Genomic DNA, 21,564 nt, shown 5'->3' with positions numbered 1-21,564 from the left:
CCGGGCGCTCGCCCCGCCATGCGGACACCACCGCGACCGGGGCGACGGGACCGGTCGGCGCGTCCCCCTCGTCCCGAGACCGCGCCGACCGGTCACCATCCCGCGCTCCCCGTGCACGGGTGCCTGCCGTCTGTGCGACACCGCGCACGGGTGCCGCCACGGGAGACGGAACCCGTCCGCGGGGCCCGTTCCGCGGATGGCAAGTATGCCCGCGGGGGGCGACAATTTCCGCGTGGGCTCGTGCGCCCGTCCGCTCTCGTCCCCGCGTCGTCCCCGGAGGAGACCACCATGCCGCGTCCGGTCCATTTCGAGATCCACGCGAGCGAGCCGGAACGAGCGATCACCTTCTACACCACGGTGTTCGACTGGACGTTCGAGCGCTCGACCGAGGCCTCGTACTGGCTGATCACCACGGGTGAGGGACCGGGCATCGACGGGGGTATGGCCCAACGTCAGGGCCCGCCGCCGGACCCCGACGCGAGCCTGAACGCCTTCCCGTTGACGGTGGAGGTCGAGGACCTCGACCTGCTCAGCCGGGAGATCGAACAGGCGGGCGGGAGCGTGATCACCACGAAGAGCGCCATCGCCGACGTCGGCTGGATCGTCTACTGCCGTGACCCCGAGGGCAACGTCTTCGGCATGCTCGAAACCGACCCGAGCGCCCGGTAACCGGTCACTCGACGCCGGCAGCGTCCATGCCGCGGAGTTCCTTCTTGAGTTCGCCGATCTCGTCGCGCAGCCGGGCCGCCAGTTCGAACTGGAGGTCGCGGGCGGCCTGCATCATCTGGTCGGTCATCTGCTGGATGAGGTCGGCGAGCTCCGCCCGGGGCATCGTGGTCGGGTCGCGGTCGACGAGCACACCCGAGCTGCGCATCGTGTCCCCCTGCTCCGGCTTCTTGCCGCGCGAGGCGTTGCGCCCCGAACCGCCGACCTCGACCTCCTGCTCGGAGTCCTCGGCCTCGGTGTAGACGCGGTCCAGGATGTCGGCGATCTTCTTGCGCAGCGGCTGCGGGTCGATGCCGTGTTCGGTGTTGTAGGCGATCTGCTTCGCCCGCCGCCGGTTGGTCTCGTCGATGGCGTACCGCATGGAGTCGGTGACCGTGTCGGCGTACATGTGCACCTGCCCGGAGACGTTCCGCGCCGCGCGGCCGATCGTCTGCACCAGGGAGGTACCGCTGCGCAGGAATCCCTCCTTGTCCGCGTCCAGGATCGCCACCAGGGACACCTCGGGCAGGTCGAGCCCCTCCCGCAGGAGGTTGATGCCCACCAGCACGTCGAAATCACCCGCCCGGAGCTGCCGCAACAGCTCCACCCGGCGCAGGGTGTCCACCTCCGAGTGCAGGTAGCGCACCCGGATGCCGAGTTCGAGCAGGTAGTCGGTGAGGTCCTCGGCCATCTTCTTGGTCAGCGTGGTGACCAGCGTGCGCTCGTCCCGCTCGGCCCGGGCGCGCACCTCGTGCACCAGGTCGTCGATCTGCCCCTCGGTGGGCTTGACGACCACCTCGGGGTCCACGAGGCCGGTCGGGCGGATGACCTGCTCGACGAACTCCCCGCCGGCCTGCCCCATCTCGTAGGGGCCGGGCGTCGCCGACAGGTACACCGTCTGCCCGACCCGGTCGGAGAACTCCTCCCACGTCAGCGGGCGGTTGTCCAGGGCGCTCGGCAGGCGGAAGCCGTGCTCGACCAGGGTGCGCTTGCGTGAGGCGTCCCCCTCGTACATGCCGCCGACCTGGGGCACCGTGACGTGCGACTCGTCGATGACCAGCAGGAAGTCCTCGGGGAAGTAGTCGAGCAGGGTCGCCGGTGCCGAACCGGGCCCGCGCCCGTCGACGTGCCGGGAGTAGTTCTCGATGCCCGAGCAGAAACCCACCTGGCGCATCATCTCGACGTCGTAGGTGGTGCGCATCCGCAGCCGCTGGGCCTCCAGCAGCTTGCCCTGGTTCTCCAGCTTGGCCAGCTGCTGCTCCAGCTCGGCCTCGATGTCGGCGACGGCCTTCTCCATGCGTTCCGGCCCCGCGACGTAGTGGGTGGCGGGGAAGATCCGCACCTCCTGCACCTCGTTGACGATGTCCCCGGTGAGCGGGTGCAGGTAGTACAGACTGTCGATCTCGTCGCCGAAGAACTCGACCCGGATGGCCAGCTCCTCGTAGGCCGGGATGATCTCGACAGTGTCCCCCCGCACGCGGAACGTGCCCCGGGCGAACGCGACGTCGTTGCGGGTGTACTGCACGTCGACCAGCGCGCGCAGGAACGTGTCCCGGTCCACCTCGTCGCCGACGGCCAGCCGGGTCGACCGGTCGAGGTACGACTGCGGGGTGCCGAGGCCGTAGATGCAGGACACGCTGGAGACCACGATGGTGTCCCGCCGGGAGAGCAGGTTCATCGTGGCCGAGTGCCGCAACCGCTCGACGTCGTCGTTGACCGAGGAGTCCTTCTCGATGTAGGTGTCGGTCTGCGGGACGTAGGCCTCGGGCTGGTAGTAGTCGTAGTAGCTGACGAAGTACTCGACCGCGTTGTGCGGGAAGAACTCCCGCAGCTCGTTGGCCAGCTGCGCGGCCAGCGTCTTGTTCGGCGCCATCACCAGGGTGGGCCGCTGGACCCGTTCGATCAGCCAGGCCGTCGTCGCCGACTTGCCGGTCCCGGTGGCCCCGAGCAGGACGACGTCCCGCTCCCCCGTGGAGAGCCTGCGGTCCAGCTCCTCGATCGCCTCCGGCTGGTCGCCCGCGGGCGCGTAGTCGGACACGACCTCGAACCGCCCCTCGGACCGCGGGATCTCGGAGACGGGCCGGAACTCGGAGTGCGCGAGTACGGGGTGTTCTGTCGCGAATGCCACGTCTTCCAGGTTAGGCGAACCCACCGACGGTTCCGGCGTGGCGAACCCTGTGAATCAGCTCGCCAGCCCCAGCTCGTCGGCCGGGCGCCGGGTCATCAGCACGGACAGGCACCGCTCGCACGGCATACCGGTCAGCGACGGCAACCATTCGGCCTGACCCGGTTGCAACCGGGCACCGCAGAACGCGGCCAGCTCGTCGGGGACCAGTCCGGGCCGGGGGACGGGGAGCACGTGACTGACCCGTCTCGTCTCCCCGACGATCCCCCGCCGTAGGCGGACGACCGCGACCGCTTCCCCCGGTTCAGGCAGTGTGGACCCCATGCGGGGAGAATAATCGCGGAACCAGTGCGACGCTTCGTGTCCGGCGACCAACGATGGGGTGCCGGACTGGTCCGCCGGACCGAAGACCGTGCGACCACTGTCTCCCGGTCCGATCACCGTCTCCCGGTCCGGCCACCGTGTTCCGGTCCGACTACTGCTTCCCGGTTCTCAGCACCGCCGTCCCGAGCCGATGGCACAGTCGGAGGGCCAGTTCGATGTCCAGTCGCTTCTCCGCGATCGGCCGGCCCAGCAGCTCCTCCGCCTTGCGTACCCGGTACTGGACCGAGTTCTTGTGCATCGAGAGTTGGCCGGCCGCCGCGGTGTAACTCGCCCCCGAGGCGAGGAAGACCCGCAGCGTCTCCCGCAACCGGTCCTGCTGGGGGTCGTCGTCGGTGAGACCGCCGAGGGTGTCCTCCACCCACATCCGGGCGGCCTGCAGATCGGTACTCATCAGTGCCACGGCCCCGACCTCGGCGAAGGTGAGCAGCCGCGCGCAGTTCTCCCCCGCCGCGCGGGCCAGGGCCTGCACCCGTGCCGCCTGCCGGTGGGTCCGGCGGAACCCGGCCAGTCCCCGCCCCGGCTCGCCCAGCGCCACCCGCACGTCGGGGTCGGACTCGACCAGGGCACGTTCCGCCTCCGCACAGTCGGGACCGCGCTCCCCCGGCACGGGCAGCCATACCCAGGCGCACAGCTCGTCGTGCGGGACGAACAGCGGCCGGTTCTCGCCGGTGTGCCGGTCCACGAACCGGTGCGCGACCCGTTCGAGCCCGGCCAGCGGGTCCGCCGGATGGGTGTGGGCGGGGTACCACAGGATCATCCCGACGTGGTGCCCGCGCAGCCGGTAGCCGAGCGCGGCCTCACCCGCATCGACGTCCACGTTCTCGTCGTCGAGCACGGCCCGGACCCGCGCCGCGCGGACCGCGCTGCGGTTGGCCATCCAGCGGTCGCGCTCGTCCTCGTAGGCCGAGACGACCTGCAGGGTGACCCGGTCGATGAAGGTGAACGCCGTGCTCAGGGCCCGGCGCATCGAGCTGCCGAGTTCGCCGGGTTCGTTGATCTGCCGCGCGCCCTCGTCGAGCGCGTTGTCCAGCACCGCGGTCTGTCCGAGGTAGTAGGCGCGGATCAGGTCCACCACGGACGTGCCCCGCTGGGCCAGCCTGCGGGCGTACTCGATCGCCGCGGCGGGCGCCTCCACGCGGGTCGGGTCGATTCCGTGCCGGAACAGACCCAGCGCGGTGTCGATGTTCTGGTACACGCTCGACGACAGCAGGCTCACCATGCCCTCGTCGTCGTTGACGAGGTGGGGGAGCTCCCGCTCGTACAGGGCCACCAGCTCGTGGGTGAGCTCCTCCTCGCGGCCCGCCATCGCCGCGGCGACGTCCGACAGATTGCGCGTGATGTTGGTCTCGCCCTGCACGCGCGCCACTCTAGAGCGTGACACTCGTTCCGGGGGTGTCAACCCGCCGGAGACACGTCAGGATGTGGCCATGGCCGTGCACCCGCCGAAACACGAGCGTCTGGACCTCGCCACGAACACCAACGTCGACCCGAAAGGGATCGCGCGCACCATCGCCGAACACCGGCTGGAACCGTTCGGCCTCTACATCGCGCGGCCGACACCGGGCCGCTCCCAGTTCCACTACCTGGAATCCTGGCTCCTGCCCTCGCTCGGGCTCAAGATCACCGACTTCTGGTTCAACCCCGGGCACGAGCGCGACCAGAACTTCTACCTCGACGTGGTGACCATCGACGTCGACGGGGACGTCTGGCGCACCACCGACCTGTATCTGGACCTCGTGCTGCGCACCGGGCACGGAGTGGAGGTGCTGGACACCGACGAGCTGCTGGCGGCCATCGTGGCGGGCCACCTCACCCAGGAACAGGCCCACGCCGCCCTCGACACCGCGTTCGCCACGGTGGACGCCCTCGCCTCCCACGACTACGACCTCACCCGCTGGCTCGCCGCCACCGACATCCACCTCACCTGGCACCGCCACCCGTAACCCGCGAGTCCCCACCCCATACCCGCGAGTTGACTCCCCAGGACCGCGAGTTGACTCCCCAGGACCGCGAGTTGACTCCTCAAAACCGCGAGTCGCCACTCCAGGCCCGCGAGTCGTCCCCCGGAGTGGTGTCACGGCTGGGGCGGACGGTGGGGACGCGCCCCGTCGGCCTCACTCCCGGTCGCTGCGGTCCGGAGTCCACCCCGTCTCCGCCGCCCACGCCTCGGCACGGCCGAACGCCGCCGTGATCCACGGCTGCTTCGCCTCGGCGTAGGCGAGCACGTTCGGGTCGTCGGCGTGGTCGGCGGCCAGCCGTCGCTTCACCTCCGCGTAGGCGGCGGCCTCCCCCGGGACGGCACGGAGCCAGTCACGGAACAGCACGGCCAGCCGCCACGCGGGTCCCTCCGCGGGTCGCACGTGCAGGTTGACCGGCCGTGCCGGGTCGGCACCGAGGTGCAGCCGTTTCTCCCGGTGACCCGTGCCGTCGGTCGCGTGGTCGAACCACTCGCCCTCGGCCTCCGGAAATCCGGCGTCCGCCAACGTCTCCCGCAGTGTGTCGGCGTCCCGCAGGCTCGGGACCACGAGCTGGAGGTCGAGCACGTCCTTGGCGGGCAGACCGGGCACCGCGGTCGACCCGACATGGTCGACCCGCACGGCGCGCTCCTGCGTGATCAGTCGGAGGCGGGCACACACGCGCGCCGCCTGTTCCGGCCAGGTCGGGTCGGCCGGCACCACCTCCGGCGGTGCGGGCGCGCGGGGAGTGCGTAGGCGGATGTTCTGCTCGAACGGCACCAGCCGGTCGATCCACAGCTCGTCCACGGCACGGAGAACCGCGTCCCGATCGCCACCGTTGTCCAGCCAGACGTCGGCCGCGGCGCGACGCTCGGCGGTGCTCGCCTGCGCCGCGATGCGGGCACGGGCGTCGTCCCCGCCCATCCCCCGTGTCTCGGCCAGCCGCCGTACCCGCACGTCCTCGTCGGCGTCGACCACGACGACGAGGTGGTAGCTCGGGGCCAGCCCGCCCTCGACGAGCAGCGGCACGTCGTGCACGACAATCGCGTCGACGGGCGCGGTGTCCATCAACTCGGCGGTCCGTGCCCCGATCCGGGGGTGCAGCACCGCGTTGAGCCGCGCACGGGCGGCGTCGTCGGCGAACGCCCGTGCGGCGAGTGCCGTGCGGTCCAGTGCACCCTCAGGAGTCAGAATGTCCCGGCCGAACTCCGCGACGAGCTCCGCGAGCCCGTCCGTCCCCGGCTCGGCCACCTCGCGTGCGATGCGGTCGGCGTCGATCACCACCGCCCCGTGTTCGGCGAGCCGGTCCGCCACGGTCGACTTCCCCGCACCGATCCCGCCCGTCAGCCCGACTCGCAACATGGCGGCATTGAACCATGCCCGCCACATCCACCCCGCGGGGATCTCAGCCCGGAGTGGCAACTCGCGGGCATGAAGTGGCAACTCGCGGGCATGAAGTGGCAACTCGCGGGCATGAAGTGGCAACTCGCGGGCATGAGAGAAGGCCCCCGGTCCGGGTGGACCGGGGGCCTTCTCACGGGGTGTTACCCGGCTCAGGCGCCGCCGGAGAGCTTCTCCCGCAGGGCGGCGAGCTGCTCGTCACTGGCCAGCGTGCCGCCCGAACGCTCGTCCTGCTCGGGCTGGGCGGAGCCGTAGCTCTGCTCCTCGGCACCGCCGCCACCACCGGAGCTGCTGCTGGTGCTGCCCGTGGCCTGGTCGGCCACGGCCGCGGCGTTGGCCGCCTGGGCCTCGGCCACCTGGCGCATGTGCTGCTCGTAGCGGTTGTGCGCCTCGGCGTACTGGCGCTCCCACTCCTCGCGCTGCTTGTCGTAGCCTTCCTGCCACTCCTGGGTGTCCGGGTCGAAGCCCTCGGGGTAGATGTAGTTGCCCTGGTCGTCGTACTCGGCGGCCATCCCGTACTGGGTCGGGTCGAACTCGGCGTCCGGGGTGAAGCCCTCATTCGCCTGCTTCAGCGAGAGGGAGATCCGACGCCGCTCCAGGTCGATGTCGATGACCTTGACCATGACCTCGCCGCCGACCTGGACGACCTGCTCCGGGATCTCCACGTGCCGCTCGGCCAGCTCGGAGATGTGCACCAGGCCCTCGATGCCCTCCTCGACGCGGACGAACGCACCGAACGGGACGAGCTTGGTGACCTTGCCCGGCACGATCTGACCGATCGCGTGGGTGCGGGCGAACTGGCGCCAGGGGTCCTCCTGGGTGGCCTTCAGCGACAGGGACACGCGCTCGCGGTCCATCTCGACGCTGAGCACCTCGACCGTGACCTCCTGGCCGACCTCGACGACCTCGCTCGGGTGGTCGATGTGCTTCCAGGACAGCTCGGAGACGTGCACCAGTCCGTCGACACCGCCGAGGTCGACGAAGGCACCGAAGTTGACGATCGAGGACACGACACCCTTGCGGACCTGCCCCTTTGCCAGCGCGTTGAGGAACTCGCTGCGGACCTCGGACTGGGTCTGCTCCAGGTAGGCGCGCCGGGACAGCACCACGTTGTTGCGGTTCTTGTCCAGCTCGATGATCTTCGCCTCGAGCTCGCGGCCGACGTACGGCTGGAGGTCGCGCACCCGGCGCATCTCCACCAGCGAGGCCGGCAGGAAGCCGCGCAGGCCGATGTCCAGGATGAGGCCGCCCTTGACGACCTCGATGACCGTGCCGCTGACCGGCTCGTCGCGCTCCTTGAGCTCCTCGATGGTGCCCCAGGCGCGCTCGTACTGGGCGCGCTTCTTGGACAGGATCAGGCGCCCTTCCTTGTCCTCCTTCTGCAGGACAAGGGCCTCCACCGCATCACCGACGGCGACAACCTCGGCCGGGTCGACATCGTGCTTGATGGACAGTTCGCGGGAGGGAATGACACCCTCGGTCTTGTATCCGATGTCGAGCAGCACTTCGTCGCGATCGACCTTGACGATGGTGCCTTCGACGATGTCCCCATCGTTGAAGTATTTGATTGTCTTGTCGATAGCAGCGAGGAAGTCGTCCTCCGACCCGATGTCGTTCACGGCGACTTGCTTCGCCTGCTCGGAGGCGCTCGGGGCGGCGGTGGTGTCGATGGTCATTAGGTGGGTTGCTCCGGTTGCGGCTAGGTCTCGTCGATGTGCAGGTGCTCGGCTCTCCGGACCGCGGAGCGGTCTGAGGCGAATCCCCCGCGGCCCGGAGTTCCGGCCTTGTGCGGGTGACTCAGCGTTCTCCGAGGTCGAGAGCTCGTCTGAAGTTGGGAAGCTGTCTGAAGTTGTCGACGCCGGTCTGGTGTTGAACGGCGCGGCGCAGCGATGACGACGCTGTCGTTCATCCGGGAACGGCCGCGAGCATCACCAGATGGTGCGCGACCCCGACTCCCCAGCGTCCGTGCGGGTACCACACGAGGCGGTGACCACACGAGCCGGCTCGAAGGCAGCGCGAACCCACTGCGCTAACGGTTATCCTACGCGGTGGCGAGGAGACCGCACAATCAGGGTCCGCGCGCCCGCGTGCGCATGCCCCGGGGAGCGCGCGGGATCACACCCCGGCCGGGCCTCCGGGTGCCCGCTTCCCGGCGGCGGGGACGGCCGTACGGTTCTCTTCGCCGGAACGTCCGGTCGACGACAGGCTGAGAGGAACGGTGCCGTGGCAGAGCCCAGTACCTCCGGATCCGGGACCAGCGCTCCGGCGGAGGCCGACCCGGGGTGGGCCACCGGGCCGGAACGCCACCTCAGCGCCGAGGCCGCACTCGGCACGGCCGGTGTCGCGCACCGCGGGGTCGGTTCCGCCGAGGCCGCGTCGGCCAACCTGGCCTGGTGGGACGCCGACGCGGACGACTACCATCGCGCCCACGGTGACTTCCTGGGGGAGGCCGACTTCCTGTGGTGTCCCGAGGGACTGCGCGAGGCCGAGGCCAATCTGCTCGGCGACGTCGCGGACACCGACGTGCTGGAGGTGGGGTGCGGCTCCGCACCGTGTGCGCGCTGGCTGACCGGGCAGGGTGCGCGGGTGGTCGCCGTGGACCTCTCCGGCCGCATGCTCGCCCACGCCCGGGCCGCCAACCGGGACACCGGCCTGCACCCGGCCCTGGTCCAGGCCAACGCCGAACACCTGCCCCTGGCCGGCGACCGGTTCGACGTCGTCTGTTCCGCGTTCGGCGCGCTCCCGTTCGTGCCCTCGCCCGCGACCGTGTTCGCGGAGGTCCGGCGGGTGCTGCGGCCAGGCGGGAGCTGGGTGTTCTCCGTGACTCACCCGATGCGGTGGATCTTTCCGGACGATCCGGGCCCCGCCGGCCTCACCGCCACCCAGCCCTACTTCGACCGGACCCCCTACGTCGAGGTCGACGACTCCGGGGCCGCGACCTATGTCGAGTACCAGCACACGCTCGGCGACTACGTCCGCGCGCTGGCCGACACCGGATTCCGCCTGCTCGACCTGATCGAGCCGGAATGGCCGGAGGGCCACACCCGCGTATGGGGGCAGTGGAGCCCGCTGCGGGGCAAGCTGTTCCCCGGCACGGCGATCTTCCGCTGCGTCGCGGAGTAGCCCGCCGCCACCGGTCGTGACCGTGTCCCCGGAGCGACGGGTCTCCAGGACAGGCCCCCGACCGGGCGCGGCGCACAGGCGTCACCGACCCTCGGGACGGGGTCGCCTCACGGGGTTCCGACACGCGGCCGGGGCACCGCGGGAGCGGCCGTCTCGTCCCAGTGCAGGCGGGGACGCGGAATGCGCGGGCGGGGCCTGCGCTCCCCGACCAGATGCAGCGAGGACGGCGCCCCGTCGAGGGCCCGGCGGATCGCGTTGAGCACCCCGGCAACGGTCTCCCGGTGCGCGAGCGGCCGTTCGGGATCGAGACCGGAGGTCTCGCCCAACAGGACCTCCTGGGTGGCCCGCTCCCCGAGAACCGGCTCGGGCCGCGGCAGCGTCGTGGTCCCGGTGGCCTCGGTCGCCGGGCGTACGTCGACGACCGGCGCCGTGGGCGCCAGCAGGCCGGAAACGGCCGCCAGCACCGGGCGGCGATGCGACTCGTGCAGCCAGTCCACCAGCAGGTCGACCCGAGCCCCGTGGGTGGTCGCGGCGACCCGGCGGGCCAACTCCTCCGGCTCGTCCCAGTCGGCCTCGATCCACAGCGCCCGGCCCACGGGGTCGCCGTCCGAGGCGACCGGGACCGGGCTGTAGCGACGGCAGGGCAGCAGAACACACCAGCCGTCCCGGGTCAACTGCTCGGCGACGTCCTTCAGCATTCCCGAACCGGCCAGGATCAGTGCATACGGTCCTGTCATGACCTGCGAATACCCGAACGAGTGACCCGCTAATCTCCCGTGTGCGGCGGGCGGGGAGCGTCAGTGGGCGGCCTCGTTCCAGGACCGCCCGTACCCGACCGAGACCTCCAACGGCACCGAGAGCGGGTAGGCCGCACCCATCTCGCGCCGCACCAGCGCCTCGACGTCGGCCTGTTCCCCGTCGGCGACCTCCAGCACGAGCTCGTCGTGCACCTGCAGGAGGACCCGGCTGCGCAGTTCCGAGTCCGTCAGCGCCCGGTGCACCCCGAGCATGGCGACCTTGATGATGTCGGCCGCACTCCCCTGGATGGGCGCGTTGAGCGCCATGCGCTCCGCCATCTCACGGCGCTGCCGGTTGTCGCTGGTGAGGTCGGGCAGGTAGCGGCGGCGGCCGAAGAGGGTCTGGGTGTAGCCGTCCTTCGCGGCCTGGTCGACGACGCCGCGCAGGTAGTCCCGCACGCCGCCGAAGCCCGCGAAGTAGTCGTCCATCAGCCCGCGTGCCTCCTCGGTGGAGATGCGCAGCTGCTGCGACAGTCCGTACGCGGACAGCCCGTACGCCAGTCCGTAGTTCATCGCCTTGATCTTGGCGCGCTGTTCCCCACCGACCTCGGTCGGTTCCACCCCGAACACCCGGGCCGCCGTGGACGCGTGGAAGTCGAATCCGGACTGGAACGACTCGATGAGCGCCGCGTCCCCGGACAGGTGCGCCATGATGCGCATCTCGATCTGGCTGTAGTCGGCGGTCATGAGCTGGGAGTAGCCCTCGCCGACGACGAAGGCGTCCCGGATGCGGCGGCCCTCGTCGGTCCGGATCGGGATGTTCTGCAGGTTCGGGTCGACCGACGACAGCCGCCCGGTGGCGGCGATCGTCTGGTGCAGCGTGGTGTGGATGCGGCCGTCGTCGGCGATCGCCTTGATCAGGCCCTCGACGGTGGTGCGCAGGCGGGTGGCGTCCCGGTGTTCGAGCAGGTGGGCCAGGAACGGGTGCTCGGTCTTCTCGTAGAGGGTCTGGAGCGCGTCGGCGTCGGTGGTGTAGCCGGTCTTGGTGCGCTTCGTCTTCGGCATGCCCAGCTCGTCGAAGAGCACGACCTGGAGCTGTTTCGGTGAGCCCAGGTTGATCTGCTTGCCGATCACCGAGTACGCGTTCTCGGTGGCCTCCTTCACCCGGCTCGCATAGTGCGCCTCCAGCGTGGTCAGCGCGTCGGCGTCCACGGCGATGCCCGCCGCCTCGAGTTCGGTGATCACCGACAGCAGCGGCATCTCGATGTCCCGGAGCAGGTCCGCCCCACCGATGGTGGTGAGCTCGTCGGCCAGGACACCGGACAGCTCCGCCACGGCGCGGGCGCGCACCAGCTCGGCGTGCACGTGCTGGGTGTCGGTGTCGCCGGTGTCCAACAGCGACATCTGCCCCCCGTCGTCCGGGGTCTCGGACGTCAGCTCCCGGCGCAGATACCGCAGCACCAGGTCGTCGAGCTCGAACGACCGTTGACCCGGCCGTACGAGATACGCGGCGAGCTCGGTGTCCATCGCCAGCCCCTCGGGGAACCACCCCCGGGCCCGCAGCGCGTGCAGCGCCGTCTTCAGCGAGTGTCCGACCTTGGCCACCTCCGGGTCGGCCAGCCACGCCGCGAGTGCCCGGTCGTCCTCCTCGGTCACCGTGGCGACGTCGACGTAGGCACCGTGGCCGTCCGCGGTCGACAGCGCCAGCGACCGCAGGTCCGCCTCCACCGACGCGCCGGTGGTGCGCGCGGACAGCCCCACGGTGCTGCCGCGGGGGACGTTGCGTGCCAGCCAGTCGGACACGGTGCCCGGCTCCAGCGCGGTGCCCGTGACCTCGAAACCGGCGTCGGCCTCCGGTTCGGCACTGGACAGGGACGCGAACAGCCGGTCACGCAGGACACGGAACTCGAGCTCGTCGAAGACCCGGTGCACCGCGTCCCGGTCCCAGGGGCGCAGCGCGAGGTCAGCCGGGGTGACCTCCAGCGGCACCTGCCGGATGAGCTCGGTGAGCTGCCGGTTCAGCACCACGGAGTCGAGATGCGCCCGGAGCGTGTCGCCGACCTTGCCCTTGACCTCGTCGACCCGGTCGACGAGCGCGTCCAGCGAGCCGAACTGGCGGATCCACTTCGTCGCGGTCTTCTCCCCCACCCCCGGGATGCCGGGCAGGTTGTCCGACGGGTCGCCGCGCAGGGCGGCGAAGTCCGGGTACTGGTCCGGTGAGAGTCCGTACTTCTCCTCGACCCCGGCCGGGTCGAACCGGACGAGGTCGGACACTCCCTTGCGGGGATAGAGCACGGTCACCGAGTCGTTGACCAGCTGCAGCGCGTCCCGGTCCCCGGTACAGATCAGGACGTCGTACTCGTTCTCGGCCTGCGTGGTCAGCGTGGCGATCACGTCGTCGGCCTCGTAGCCCTCCTTGTCCAGCACCGGGATCGAGAGGGCGGCGAGTACCTCCCGGACGAGTTCCACCTGGCCCCGGAACTCGTCGGGGGTGGTCAACCGGTTCGCCTTGTAGTCCTCGAAGACCTCCGTGCGGAAGGTTTGCCGCGACACGTCGAACGCGACCGCGAGGTGGGTGGGGTTCTCGTCGCGCAGCAGGTTGATCAGCATCGAGGTGAACCCGAACACCGCGTTGGTCACCTGGCCGGTGGAGGTCTGGAACCGGTCGGCGGGCACGGCGAAGAACGCGCGATACGCCATGGAATGGCCGTCGATCAGCAGAAGCCGCGGTGTGTCGTTCGCTACGGAGGTGTTCTCGTTGGGGCTCACCCCCGTGAGTCTAGGCTGAGGGGCCGACAGCCTGGCCCGTCGTGTCGACCGAGGAGCCGCGAGTGACCGAGCACGTGTCCGAGGAGCGAGTCCGTGAGGAGCTGTCCGGCGTCAGCCCGGAGATCGCCGAGCAGCAACTCAACGACAAGGTGGGACTCAGCTTCACCGAGTTGTCCCCGGAACGGGTCACCGCCACGATGCCGGTCGAGGGAAATCTTCAGCCGTACGGGCTCCTGCACGGGGGCGCCAACGCCGTTCTCGCGGAGGCACTCGGCTCCACGGTCGCGGCGCTGAACGCGGGGGCCGACCGGGTCGCGATGGGGCTGGAGCTGTCCTGCACCCACCACCGCGCGGTCACCTCCGGGCACGTCACGGGGGTGGCGACCCCGTTGCACGTGGGACGCGGCACGGTGACCGCGGACATCACCATCAGCGACGAGGCGGGTAAACGCAGCTGCACCGCCCGGCTCACCTGCGTGGTCCGGCCCCGTCCGACCGCGGCGTGAACCGCCGGCGCCGTTCGACACCGGGACCGTCCACAGCCGCTGTCCCGCGGACGCGGCGACCCGCCGGTTGTCCACACCCGCGCACCGTCGGGCGGCGCGCCGCCCGGAACCGGCGATAACCTCGCCCGATGCGACACGACGAGATCGCCGCCACCACCGACGCCGTCACCCGGTGGGCCGAACGATCCGGCCGCCGGTCCCTCCCGGCCGCCGACGGCCTCGGCGTGGTCCTCGAGGCGCTGTCGGACGACCTCGGTGTCACCGACCTGGGGGACCTGACGGAGGGCGCCGCGACCGAGCTGCTGCTCGACCACTGCCCCGACCGGGTGGGCACGGACCGGATCGACGCGGTGCTGGACGCGGCCCGGGCCGTCGTGGAGTACGCCGCCGACACCGGCCTCGTTCCGGCCACCCTCGGGGCGAAGCTGCGCCGGGAGATCGACGCCGCGGCGGACGAGTTCGGCGACGCCGTACTCGCCGAGGAGGTCGCGGGCGCGTTCCACGATCTCGTCGGGACGGAGCCTGAGGGGCGGGAGGCGGACGTGTCCGCCGGGCCCGGGGAGGCCGGGGACTCGGCCGGCACCGGGGAGGACGAGGACGCGGACCGGGTGGCCGACCTTGTCGCGGTGTTCGGGACGGACCGGTTGCCGCCGTTGCGACTGCCGTCCGAGGCCGAGCTCGCGGACGAGGCACGCGCGAGCCCGCGTCTGGCCCGTGTCCTGGCGCTGGCCCGCTGGGTCGGGGACGGTCGGCCCGTGACCGCCGAGGGCGATCTCGAGCCCGCGGACGCGGCGGCGGTGGTGGACGAGCTCGCCCTCGGCGACCCCGACCTCGCCCCGGACAGCGACGCCCGCCTCGCGGAACTGGCGCAGCTGTGGGAGCTGGCCGAGGCGCTCGGCTTCGTGGACGTGGAGGACACCGGGGCGGTCTCCGGGGAGGTCGCCGACGAGTGGGCGGACGGCGACGACGACACAGTGCTGCTCGTCTGGCGGCAGGCGCTCACGGAGATGAGCGCGTGGAGCATGGTGACCGACGCCGAGCGCGCCGCCGAGATCGACCTGGACCTGCGCCCGGCGGGCAGCACCCTGCTGCCGCTGTTCGCGGCACGCCGGGACGGACTCCCGCTGGCCCGGAACAGCGGCATGATCCGGCAGATGGCGGTGGACGACCTGCCCGCGGGACGGGCGGACGAGGCGTGGGAGGACTGGGTCGCCGTGCACGGCGACCCCGCCCGGGTGCTCTACGGACGGCTGGCCGATCTCGGCGCGGTCGACATCGACGACGTGGACGTCGTGCGACTGCGTCCGCTCGGTTTCTCCGCACTGTGGACTGAGCTCAGCGACGATCTGGAGATCCCCCTGCTCCCACCACCCGCGGAGATGAGCGCCGAGCACCTGCTCGCGGTCGGGACCGCGGGCACCGACGACGACCTGCGGGACGAATGGCGGGGCTGGCGCGCGGTCCGCGACGCCGACACGGCCGCGCGGGCGCTCGCGGACGCGGCCCGGGACGCGGGCCCGGACGAACGTCTGATCGCCACGTCCCTGCTGCGCGAACTCGGGGAGGACGCCGACGCGGTCTGGCGCGAGCTGCTCGACGAGCCGGCGCTGCGCCCGTACGCCAGGCAGGCGTTGACCGACCTGCACGGACCCGCGCCGGAGTTCGAGCAGGACGACCAGGACCTGGCGTGGCTGCTGCTCGACCTCTACTGCGCGGTCGACGAGGAGGATCTGCCCGACGACCTGGCGGGGAATCTGGCCGAGGCCGTGCGCCCGGGCGAGGAGTCGGTGTTCGACACGATGTGGCGCCTCGACCATCCGCACCGGCACACGGTGCTCACGCTGATCGGCCGCCACCACCCGGACGCGGATGTCGCGAAGGCGGCGCGGAAGGCGTCGTTCAAGGCGCCGAACTCCTGAGGACCACCGGCCCGCCCGCGCCGGGCGCGGCCGGCGGGAGGTCGGCCTACTTGCTCGTGTCCTTCTCGGTGCCGAAGTTGTCGATGACCGCCTCGGCGACAGCCTTCATGGTGGTCCGCCGGTCCATCGCGGTGCGCTGGATCCAGCGGAAGGCGTCCGGCTCGGTGAGGCCCTGGTGGGTCATGAGCAGGCCCTTGGCGCGGTCGATCAGCTTGCGGGTCTCCAGGCGGTCGTTGAGCCCGGCGACCTCCGACTCCAGCGCCTTCAGCTCGGAGAACCGGCTGACCGCGAGTTCGATCGCGGGCACCAGGTCACGCTTGGCGAACGGCTTGACCAGGTACGCCATGCTGCCCGCCTCGCGGGCGCGCTCCACCAGGTCCCGCTGGCTGAACGCCGTCAGGATCACCACGGGAGCGATCCGGTCGCCGGTGATCTTCGCGGCGGCGTCGATGCCGTCGAGCTTGGGCATCTTCACGTCGAGGATGACCAGATCGGGTCGCAGATCGGTGGCGAGCTTGATGGCCTCTTCCCCGTCTCCGGCCTCACCGACCACGTCGTAGCCCTCTTCGCGGAGCATCTCGACGAGGTCGAGACGGATCAGCGCCTCGTCCTCGGCGACGAGCACACGGCGCTGGGGCGTGGCGGCGGCGTCGTTGGCCTCGGTAGCCGCTTCGCTCACCGGGGTTCCTCCTGGCGTTCGACGGGTACGGTTGACAGCGGCGTTCCGCTACGGGAAAGGCTACCGGTAACAACGGCCCGGGTCGTGATGGCGTTCGCCACGTGCGGTGATCGCCACTGCCCAGGTGTTCCGGCCCACCACCCCCGACCGCCCGACCCGCTGTCCGACTCCGGACGACGGGGAGTAAAGTGCGCGTCACCACGCCCCCGTAGCCCAATCGGCAGAGGCAGCGGACTCAAAATCCGTCCAGTGTGCGTTCGAGTCGCACCGGGGGCACCCTCCGAAACCACACGAAACGGCCCCTTACCAGCGCAAACGCGGCGAGGGGCCGTTCTCGTACTGTCCGACCGTGTCCGGCTGTGTACCGCCGCTTCCGGCGTCCTGTGGTCCCTGTGCGGCCCGGAAGGTCGGTCGTCGCTCACAGTGCTCCACCGGCCATGACACCGCGTTCGCTACGATCCGGGCGACGAACCCCCAGAACCTCAGGTGCGTGCACGGTGCGACGCTTCGACCAAGCCCCTGGTTCGTGCCACCGGGCGGGGCGGGAAGGAGTCGGCCGATGCGGGTGATCGCCCACGACGGGGAGCACGAGATCGACATCCAGCGCTCGCTGTTCCGGTGCACCGTGGCGCGGGTCGCGGACGTCGACGAGGCCTCGGCGATGATCGCGCGGGTCCGGAAGGCCGGGCCGGACGCCACCCACCACTGCGTCGCCCTGCGGATCGGCGACCCCGACACGGGTGCACTCACGGCCCGCAGCAACGACGACGGCGAGCCGTCGGGTACGGCCGGTGTGCCGATGCTGGAGGTGCTGACCCGGCGCGATCTGACCGATGTGGTCGCCGTGGTGTCCCGGTGGTTCGGCGGCACCAAGCTCGGCGCCGGTGGCCTGGTCCGTGCCTACTCCGCCGCCCTCAGTGCGACGCTGGACATCGTCGGTGAGCTCCGCCGGGTGCGTCACCGCGCGATGCTGGTGGCCGTCCCGCACGACCGCGCCGGGCGGCTGGAGCACGACCTGCGCCACTCCCCGTACCGGCTGCGGGACGTGGACTACGCCTCCGACGTCACCTTCACCGTCGCCGTGCCCACCGCCGAGGTGGACAGCTTCGCGGCATGGCTGGCCGAACATTCCGGCGCCGGGGTCGAGGCTGTCGACGCCGGTCCGGTCGACCTCTACCTGCCCTGAACGTTCAGACTCACCCCTACGACACCGGGAGTCAACCCCGTCATGCCGGACCGCAACGATATGGAGCACACGCTCGATCCGGAATCGATCAGTTCTCGAGCGGAGCTTTCGACGTATCTGGGCTCCCTCACCTCGATGATTCGTCAAGGACGCATACCTGCCGAGAACGCAACAACGGAGGATTTCCTCGAGGCGGCCACTGCGTGGCTCCTTGACATGGACGGCTATTTCGCGTGGCGAGATGAACCTACGCCGGAAGCGCCTACCTGGCCACTCGTCGCGGCTCTCTTCCGCGCGGCCCTGACATACGAGTGACTCGGCTGCTTCCGGCTCATCGGCGTGACCGGATGGCAAAGGGCCGTAGGCCGACGGAGCAGTCAGCCTGCGCTTGAGGCCGGCGTCTCCGGTTCGTCGTTGGACGTAGTCACGTGGAACCCGAGCAGTCGCAGTCTCCGGACCACGTTCTGTTCCCCTCCGGTGAACTCGTCGGACCGCAACGGCTCGCGCCCCGACAGGTAGCCGTGCGCGACACCGATGATCGCTTTCGAGTCGTAGCTCCTGCCCTCGTACTGGAGCAGGTACGCACGAGCCTCCGCGTAGCCGTGGTCGGCCAGGAATCGTTCCCTGCCCACGCGGTCACATTCCTCGATGGCCGAGAGAACGGCATGCCGAGTCACATCGGTGAGTCCCACGCGGACAGGATAGGCCACCAGATCACCGGTGACCAGACGATGCCCCTGGGTGCGGCTCCGTGTCCTCCGCGTTCACGCCCGTTGCGGCACGCCGCGACCGGCGGAAGTGTCGTGTCGCGTCCAGTGTGAGCACCACCCCGGCGACCACCTGGAGAGCGGACAGCCATTCCGGGTTGTCCGATCCGAGCAGGAGGTACACGCCGACGGCGGCGACGAAGGCACCCGCGAGGAGACGCCAGACGAACACCGCCGAGGACGTCGACTTCGCCTTTTCCCCGGTCACTGCGCATCCTCCCCAGCTCGACGACGTCGGGAACGACCGGACCAGGGCGTCCCGGGCTCACTCCCGTCGTGTCGCGAATTCGACGACCTGTTGATACGTGGGGCGATTCTGCCAGCTGATCTTGTCGTGGGTAATCCCGCCGAGCGGGTTGTGGACGATCGAGTCGGCGCACCACTGGTCCCCCGCGTCGCAGTTCGCGTCGCCCGGGTACACCTCGGCGGCCGGTTGCGCGGCGGCCTGCCGGAGGGTGTCGAGCAGCAGGTCGCGGCACCGGTCGAGGTCTCCCCCACCGCAGAAGGACTCCCCCAGCGGCCCCTCCACCGGCTCACCCAGCACCGCGCGCAGGTCCTTGTGCACGTAGCCCCACCAGCCGGAGTGGAAGGTCGAACCCTGGTGCGGCTGTCCGACCCGCTTGCCCGGGACCTCGTTCTGGAACCCGGACGGCGAGTCGTTGATCTGCAGGACGTCGACCATCGCGTCGAAGGCCTCCGAGCCGAGCCCCGGTTCGAACTGGGCCCGCACCAGCAGCGGCCACCAGGCGTCCATGATGCGGATCGCCTCGGCGTGGACGTAGGTGCGGCTGCCCGGTTCCGTTTCCGTGCGCAGGCCGCCGTCGTCCAGCCACGCCCGCAGGCGGGCGACGGCCGCCTGCGCGTCCGGGTCCGTGACGGGGGCCGTGTCGAGCACCCGCAGCAGCAGGGGCAGGACCCGTTCGGCGCGGAGGTCGGCCAGGCCGGCCTCCGCCATCTCCCGGACGAGTTCGGCGCGGTTCGCCGTGCCGCCGTCCGCGATCAGGTCCGCCACCCGCCGGTCCAGCAGGTCGCCCCGGTGCACGGCCGACCATCCGTATCCCGCGGCCGCGTACTCCTGCGCTTGGGCGTTGTTCCAGCTGACGTAGTAGTCCTGGTTCACCGAGTGCGGATGCGCCTCGAACGGGGTGTAGGTCGCGGTGTTGGTCTCCGGGTCCCAGTTCTCCCACTCGAAGCGGGGTTCGGCCCGGATCGGCATGCTCGGGTCGACCACGTCGGGGCGCCGCGGGTTGGCGCCCGAGTTGTAGTACGCGGTGTCGTCGGCGTCGGCGTAGAACCAGTTGAAGGTGAAGTTGATGTCGGCGGCGGCGCGTTGGAAGTCCTCCGCCGAGCGGATCGCGTCGGGGTCGTTGAACTTCTGGAAGCCGATCAGCGAATCCACCTCGTGCAGGAACGACGAGCGCAGCGTGGTGTAGGCCACGGGGGCACCGTCGACGACGGCGCGGTGGGTCACCGGGCCGAACTCCGTGCGATAGCTGCGCAGGGTGTAGGAACCGGGCGGGGTGGGGTCGGCGATCGTGGGCTCCCACGCGTTCTCCCGCTCGACGGTCTCCATCGCCACGCACTCGCCCCGGAACCGGTAGTGGTTCGACTCCCGCGTCGGCCTGGTCCCGCCCGGTTCGCACAGCTCCACGGCGTAGGTGTCGAGGACGTCCTGGCCCGCGCTGGTGGCGCTCCACGAGTAGTCCTGGCCACGGCCGAGCAGCACGTAGAAGCTCAGCCCGGCGAACGACGCACCACGCGCGCTGATCCCCGGCCCCTGGAGTTCCTGCAGCATCAGCAGCTGGGGTGCGAAGTATCCCGTCTGCGGGCCGAACACGGCGACCGGGTTGCCGCTGTCGGTGTGCCGGCCGGAGACCATCAGCGCGTTGGACATCCCGGTCTCCCCGCTGAGCAGGTCGGCCGGCAGCACCCCGTCGGCGAAGACACCACGCGCGGGGTCGAGCCGGGACGGTGCGGACACCCGCTGCGGCTCGGCATCCGCGTCGGCCGCGGACCCCTCGCGGTCGAACACCAGCGGTTGCCCGGTGACCGAACCGGGCTCGGGCAGGGCCCGCCCCTCGGGTTCGTCCGGGGTGCCGCCGTAGGGGAAGGTCTGCCCGTCGTGCAGGGTGCGCACGGTCTCCGGGTCGTTCGCCGCACGCATCCCGCGCCACACCCGCTCGCCCTGTTCGGGGCCGTAGCGTTCGTGCAGGGCGAGTCGGGCGATCGCGGCGCGGACCTCTCCCCCGCCGCCGACACCGAACTGGGCGCCGATCACCGAGGCCAGCACGGCCAGGTCGGTGAGGGTGAACGGTTCGATCTCGCCGAGGTTGGTGATCGGGGTGACGTGCCCGGTGAGCACGTACTCGCCCGGGAAGTAGCGGCCGCGTTTCGCGCGCTCGATGTAGGTGTTGATGCCGTCGAGGTAGGCCCGCGCGTCCGCGAGTCCCTGCCGGCCGCGCGGGCCGGAGTTGGCCAGCCGGTCGATCTGCGCCCGCAGCTCGGACTCGGTGTAGGGGGCGGCGGCGAAGAACTGCTGTTCGAGCTGCCGGTTCGCCTCGGCACCGCCGGCGAACGGGGTGAGCTGTCCCCGCCCGACCCGGCGCAGGACGTCCATGATCCACAGGCGGTCCTGGGCCGCGACGTACCCGGCGCCGAACTCGGTGCCCTCGCGGGTGTCGCCGTAGACGTGCGGCACGTGGTCGGAGTCCCGCACGATGGTCACGTCGTCACGGGGCCGGATCCGGCTGTCCACCTCGTCCGGCTCGACGCCGAAGCTCGCGTCGTTGAAGAACCGGTCGATCGTGTCCGTGGTGACCGTGGGGTACTCGTCGGCCAGGGCCGCATAGGTGCCGAGCTGGTCGTCCGAGTGCGGTGGGCGGGTGCCGACCAGCTGGTGCGCCAGGATCTCGGTGAGTGTGGCGCTGCCGTCCTGGCCCGGCGGGAGGATCTCGGCGCAGCGGTCCCCGCAGTGGTCCGGGATCGCCTCGCCGGGTGCGGTGGTGCCGGTGTCGGCCTCCGCCCCGGTGTCCGCCCGGGCGGCCCGGGGCACGGGGACCAGGGCGGAGACGGCGACGAGTGCGACAGCGGCGATCGAGACGGACACCCGCGCGCGCATACGGCCTCCCTCGACGTTGTGACCACGGGCACACTACGACCGCGCGACGACGAAGTGAAAGTGATTCGCTTTTCGCTCACCCGAATGGCGCAGCGCGGACGTCGGCGGGTCCGTCCGGTGACGGACGGCCGGAGCGGCACCGTGCCGGGTATCGTCGTGGCCGTCGTCGGCACCCGAGGCCGGTGCCACG

The 21,564-nt window shown here is 70.9% G+C and carries 18 protein-coding genes and 1 tRNA gene; 8 read left to right on the top strand and 11 right to left on the bottom strand.

The features are described 5' to 3' along the window. Positions 1–288 precede the first annotated feature (288 nt). The gene (locus SACPADRAFT_RS0200285; RefSeq protein WP_007023434.1) at positions 289–669 is read left to right on the top strand and encodes a VOC family protein; all 381 of its coding nucleotides are present in this window, start codon (positions 289–291) and stop codon (positions 667–669) included. Between the two features lie 4 nt (positions 670–673). Here SACPADRAFT_RS0200285 and uvrB read toward each other — a convergent pair whose 3' ends face one another. The 3 genes from uvrB to SACPADRAFT_RS0200270 form a co-directional block, all read right to left on the bottom strand. Beyond that, positions 674–2,833: an excinuclease ABC subunit UvrB gene (gene uvrB / locus SACPADRAFT_RS0200280; protein WP_028662105.1), complete on the bottom strand. Its 2,160-nt coding sequence runs from the start codon at positions 2,831–2,833 to the stop codon at positions 674–676. A 54-nt stretch (positions 2,834–2,887) separates the two neighbouring features. Next, on the bottom strand, positions 2,888–3,154 hold the full coding sequence (locus SACPADRAFT_RS24445) for a hypothetical protein (RefSeq protein WP_051442324.1): 267 nt from the start codon (positions 3,152–3,154) through the stop codon (positions 2,888–2,890). Between the two features lie 151 nt (positions 3,155–3,305). After that, on the bottom strand, positions 3,306–4,571 hold the full coding sequence (locus SACPADRAFT_RS0200270; RefSeq protein WP_007023431.1) for a PucR family transcriptional regulator: 1,266 nt from the start codon (positions 4,569–4,571) through the stop codon (positions 3,306–3,308). Between the two features lie 70 nt (positions 4,572–4,641). Here SACPADRAFT_RS0200270 and SACPADRAFT_RS0200265 point away from each other — a divergent pair, with 70 nt between their 5' ends. After that, positions 4,642–5,157: a ribonuclease FAU-1 family protein gene (locus tag SACPADRAFT_RS0200265; RefSeq protein ID WP_007023430.1), complete on the top strand. Its 516-nt coding sequence runs from the start codon at positions 4,642–4,644 to the stop codon at positions 5,155–5,157. A 171-nt stretch (positions 5,158–5,328) separates the two neighbouring features. Here SACPADRAFT_RS0200265 and coaE read toward each other — a convergent pair whose 3' ends face one another. Continuing rightward, positions 5,329–6,531 (bottom strand): dephospho-CoA kinase, encoded by a 1,203-nt coding sequence (gene coaE / locus SACPADRAFT_RS0200260; RefSeq protein ID WP_028662103.1) that lies wholly within the window; start codon positions 6,529–6,531, stop codon positions 5,329–5,331. A gap of 191 nt (positions 6,532–6,722) precedes the next feature. Beyond that, complete coding sequence (gene rpsA / locus SACPADRAFT_RS0200255) at positions 6,723–8,246, bottom strand: 30S ribosomal protein S1 (RefSeq protein WP_007023427.1); 1,524 nt, start codon at positions 8,244–8,246, stop codon at positions 6,723–6,725. 547 nt (positions 8,247–8,793) lie between these two features. Here rpsA and SACPADRAFT_RS0200250 point away from each other — a divergent pair. Next, the gene (locus tag SACPADRAFT_RS0200250) at positions 8,794–9,693 is read left to right on the top strand and encodes a class I SAM-dependent methyltransferase (protein WP_007023426.1); all 900 of its coding nucleotides are present in this window, start codon (positions 8,794–8,796) and stop codon (positions 9,691–9,693) included. A gap of 107 nt (positions 9,694–9,800) precedes the next feature. Here SACPADRAFT_RS0200250 and SACPADRAFT_RS0200245 read toward each other — a convergent pair whose 3' ends face one another. Together SACPADRAFT_RS0200245 and polA are read right to left on the bottom strand one after the other, a co-directional pair. Beyond that, the gene (locus tag SACPADRAFT_RS0200245; protein WP_007023425.1) at positions 9,801–10,430 is read right to left on the bottom strand and encodes a Rossmann-fold NAD(P)-binding domain-containing protein; all 630 of its coding nucleotides are present in this window, start codon (positions 10,428–10,430) and stop codon (positions 9,801–9,803) included. Positions 10,431–10,490: 60 nt separating this feature from the next. Next, a complete protein-coding gene (polA, locus tag SACPADRAFT_RS0200240) occupies positions 10,491–13,199 on the bottom strand; it encodes a DNA polymerase I (RefSeq protein ID WP_007023424.1) in 2,709 nt (902 codons plus the stop codon). A 62-nt stretch (positions 13,200–13,261) separates the two neighbouring features. Here polA and SACPADRAFT_RS0200235 point away from each other — a divergent pair, with 62 nt between their 5' ends. Beyond that, positions 13,262–13,705 carry a PaaI family thioesterase gene (locus SACPADRAFT_RS0200235; protein ID WP_007023423.1) on the top strand — a complete coding sequence of 148 codons (444 nt, stop codon included), beginning with the start codon at positions 13,262–13,264 and terminating at the stop codon, positions 13,703–13,705. 128 nt (positions 13,706–13,833) lie between these two features. Next, the gene (locus SACPADRAFT_RS24440; RefSeq protein WP_007023422.1) at positions 13,834–15,624 is read left to right on the top strand and encodes a hypothetical protein; all 1,791 of its coding nucleotides are present in this window, start codon (positions 13,834–13,836) and stop codon (positions 15,622–15,624) included. A 46-nt stretch (positions 15,625–15,670) separates the two neighbouring features. Here the strand turns inward: SACPADRAFT_RS24440 and SACPADRAFT_RS0200225 are convergent, their stop codons facing one another. After that, positions 15,671–16,303 (bottom strand): ANTAR domain-containing response regulator, encoded by a 633-nt coding sequence (locus tag SACPADRAFT_RS0200225; RefSeq protein WP_007023421.1) that lies wholly within the window; start codon positions 16,301–16,303, stop codon positions 15,671–15,673. A 202-nt stretch (positions 16,304–16,505) separates the two neighbouring features. On the opposite strand from SACPADRAFT_RS0200225, the gene SACPADRAFT_RS0200220 reads away from it, so the two are divergent. The 3 genes from SACPADRAFT_RS0200220 (at position 16,506) to SACPADRAFT_RS0200210 (ending at position 17,804) form a co-directional block, all read left to right on the top strand. Then, positions 16,506–16,579: transfer RNA gene (locus SACPADRAFT_RS0200220), tRNA-Leu, on the top strand. A gap of 283 nt (positions 16,580–16,862) precedes the next feature. Then, positions 16,863–17,489, top strand: coding sequence for an IMPACT family protein (locus tag SACPADRAFT_RS0200215; protein WP_007023420.1), 627 nt, complete (start codon positions 16,863–16,865; stop codon positions 17,487–17,489). 42 nt (positions 17,490–17,531) lie between these two features. Next, the gene (locus tag SACPADRAFT_RS0200210) at positions 17,532–17,804 is read left to right on the top strand and encodes a DUF7660 family protein (RefSeq protein WP_157576991.1); all 273 of its coding nucleotides are present in this window, start codon (positions 17,532–17,534) and stop codon (positions 17,802–17,804) included. A gap of 62 nt (positions 17,805–17,866) precedes the next feature. On the opposite strand, the gene SACPADRAFT_RS24435 is transcribed toward SACPADRAFT_RS0200210, so the two are convergent. The 3 genes from SACPADRAFT_RS24435 to SACPADRAFT_RS0200195 all read right to left on the bottom strand — a co-directional run bounded on the left by SACPADRAFT_RS24435 (position 17,867) and on the right by SACPADRAFT_RS0200195 (position 21,374). Then, a complete protein-coding gene (locus SACPADRAFT_RS24435; protein WP_007023419.1) occupies positions 17,867–18,121 on the bottom strand; it encodes a ScoMcrA-related endonuclease in 255 nt (84 codons plus the stop codon). Positions 18,122–18,203: 82 nt separating this feature from the next. Continuing rightward, positions 18,204–18,464, bottom strand: coding sequence for a hypothetical protein (locus tag SACPADRAFT_RS0200200; RefSeq protein WP_007023418.1), 261 nt, complete (start codon positions 18,462–18,464; stop codon positions 18,204–18,206). Positions 18,465–18,521: 57 nt separating this feature from the next. Next, positions 18,522–21,374 (bottom strand): penicillin acylase family protein, encoded by a 2,853-nt coding sequence (locus SACPADRAFT_RS0200195; RefSeq protein ID WP_007023417.1) that lies wholly within the window; start codon positions 21,372–21,374, stop codon positions 18,522–18,524. Positions 21,375–21,564: the final 190 nt, after the last annotated feature.

Source organism: Saccharomonospora iraqiensis subsp. paurometabolica YIM 90007, from assembly GCF_000231035.2.
GTDB lineage: Bacteria > Actinomycetota > Actinomycetes > Mycobacteriales > Pseudonocardiaceae > Saccharomonospora > Saccharomonospora paurometabolica.
The sequence above is the reverse complement of the archived record's forward strand: the minus strand, read 5'-3'. Positions and strand labels throughout refer to the sequence as shown.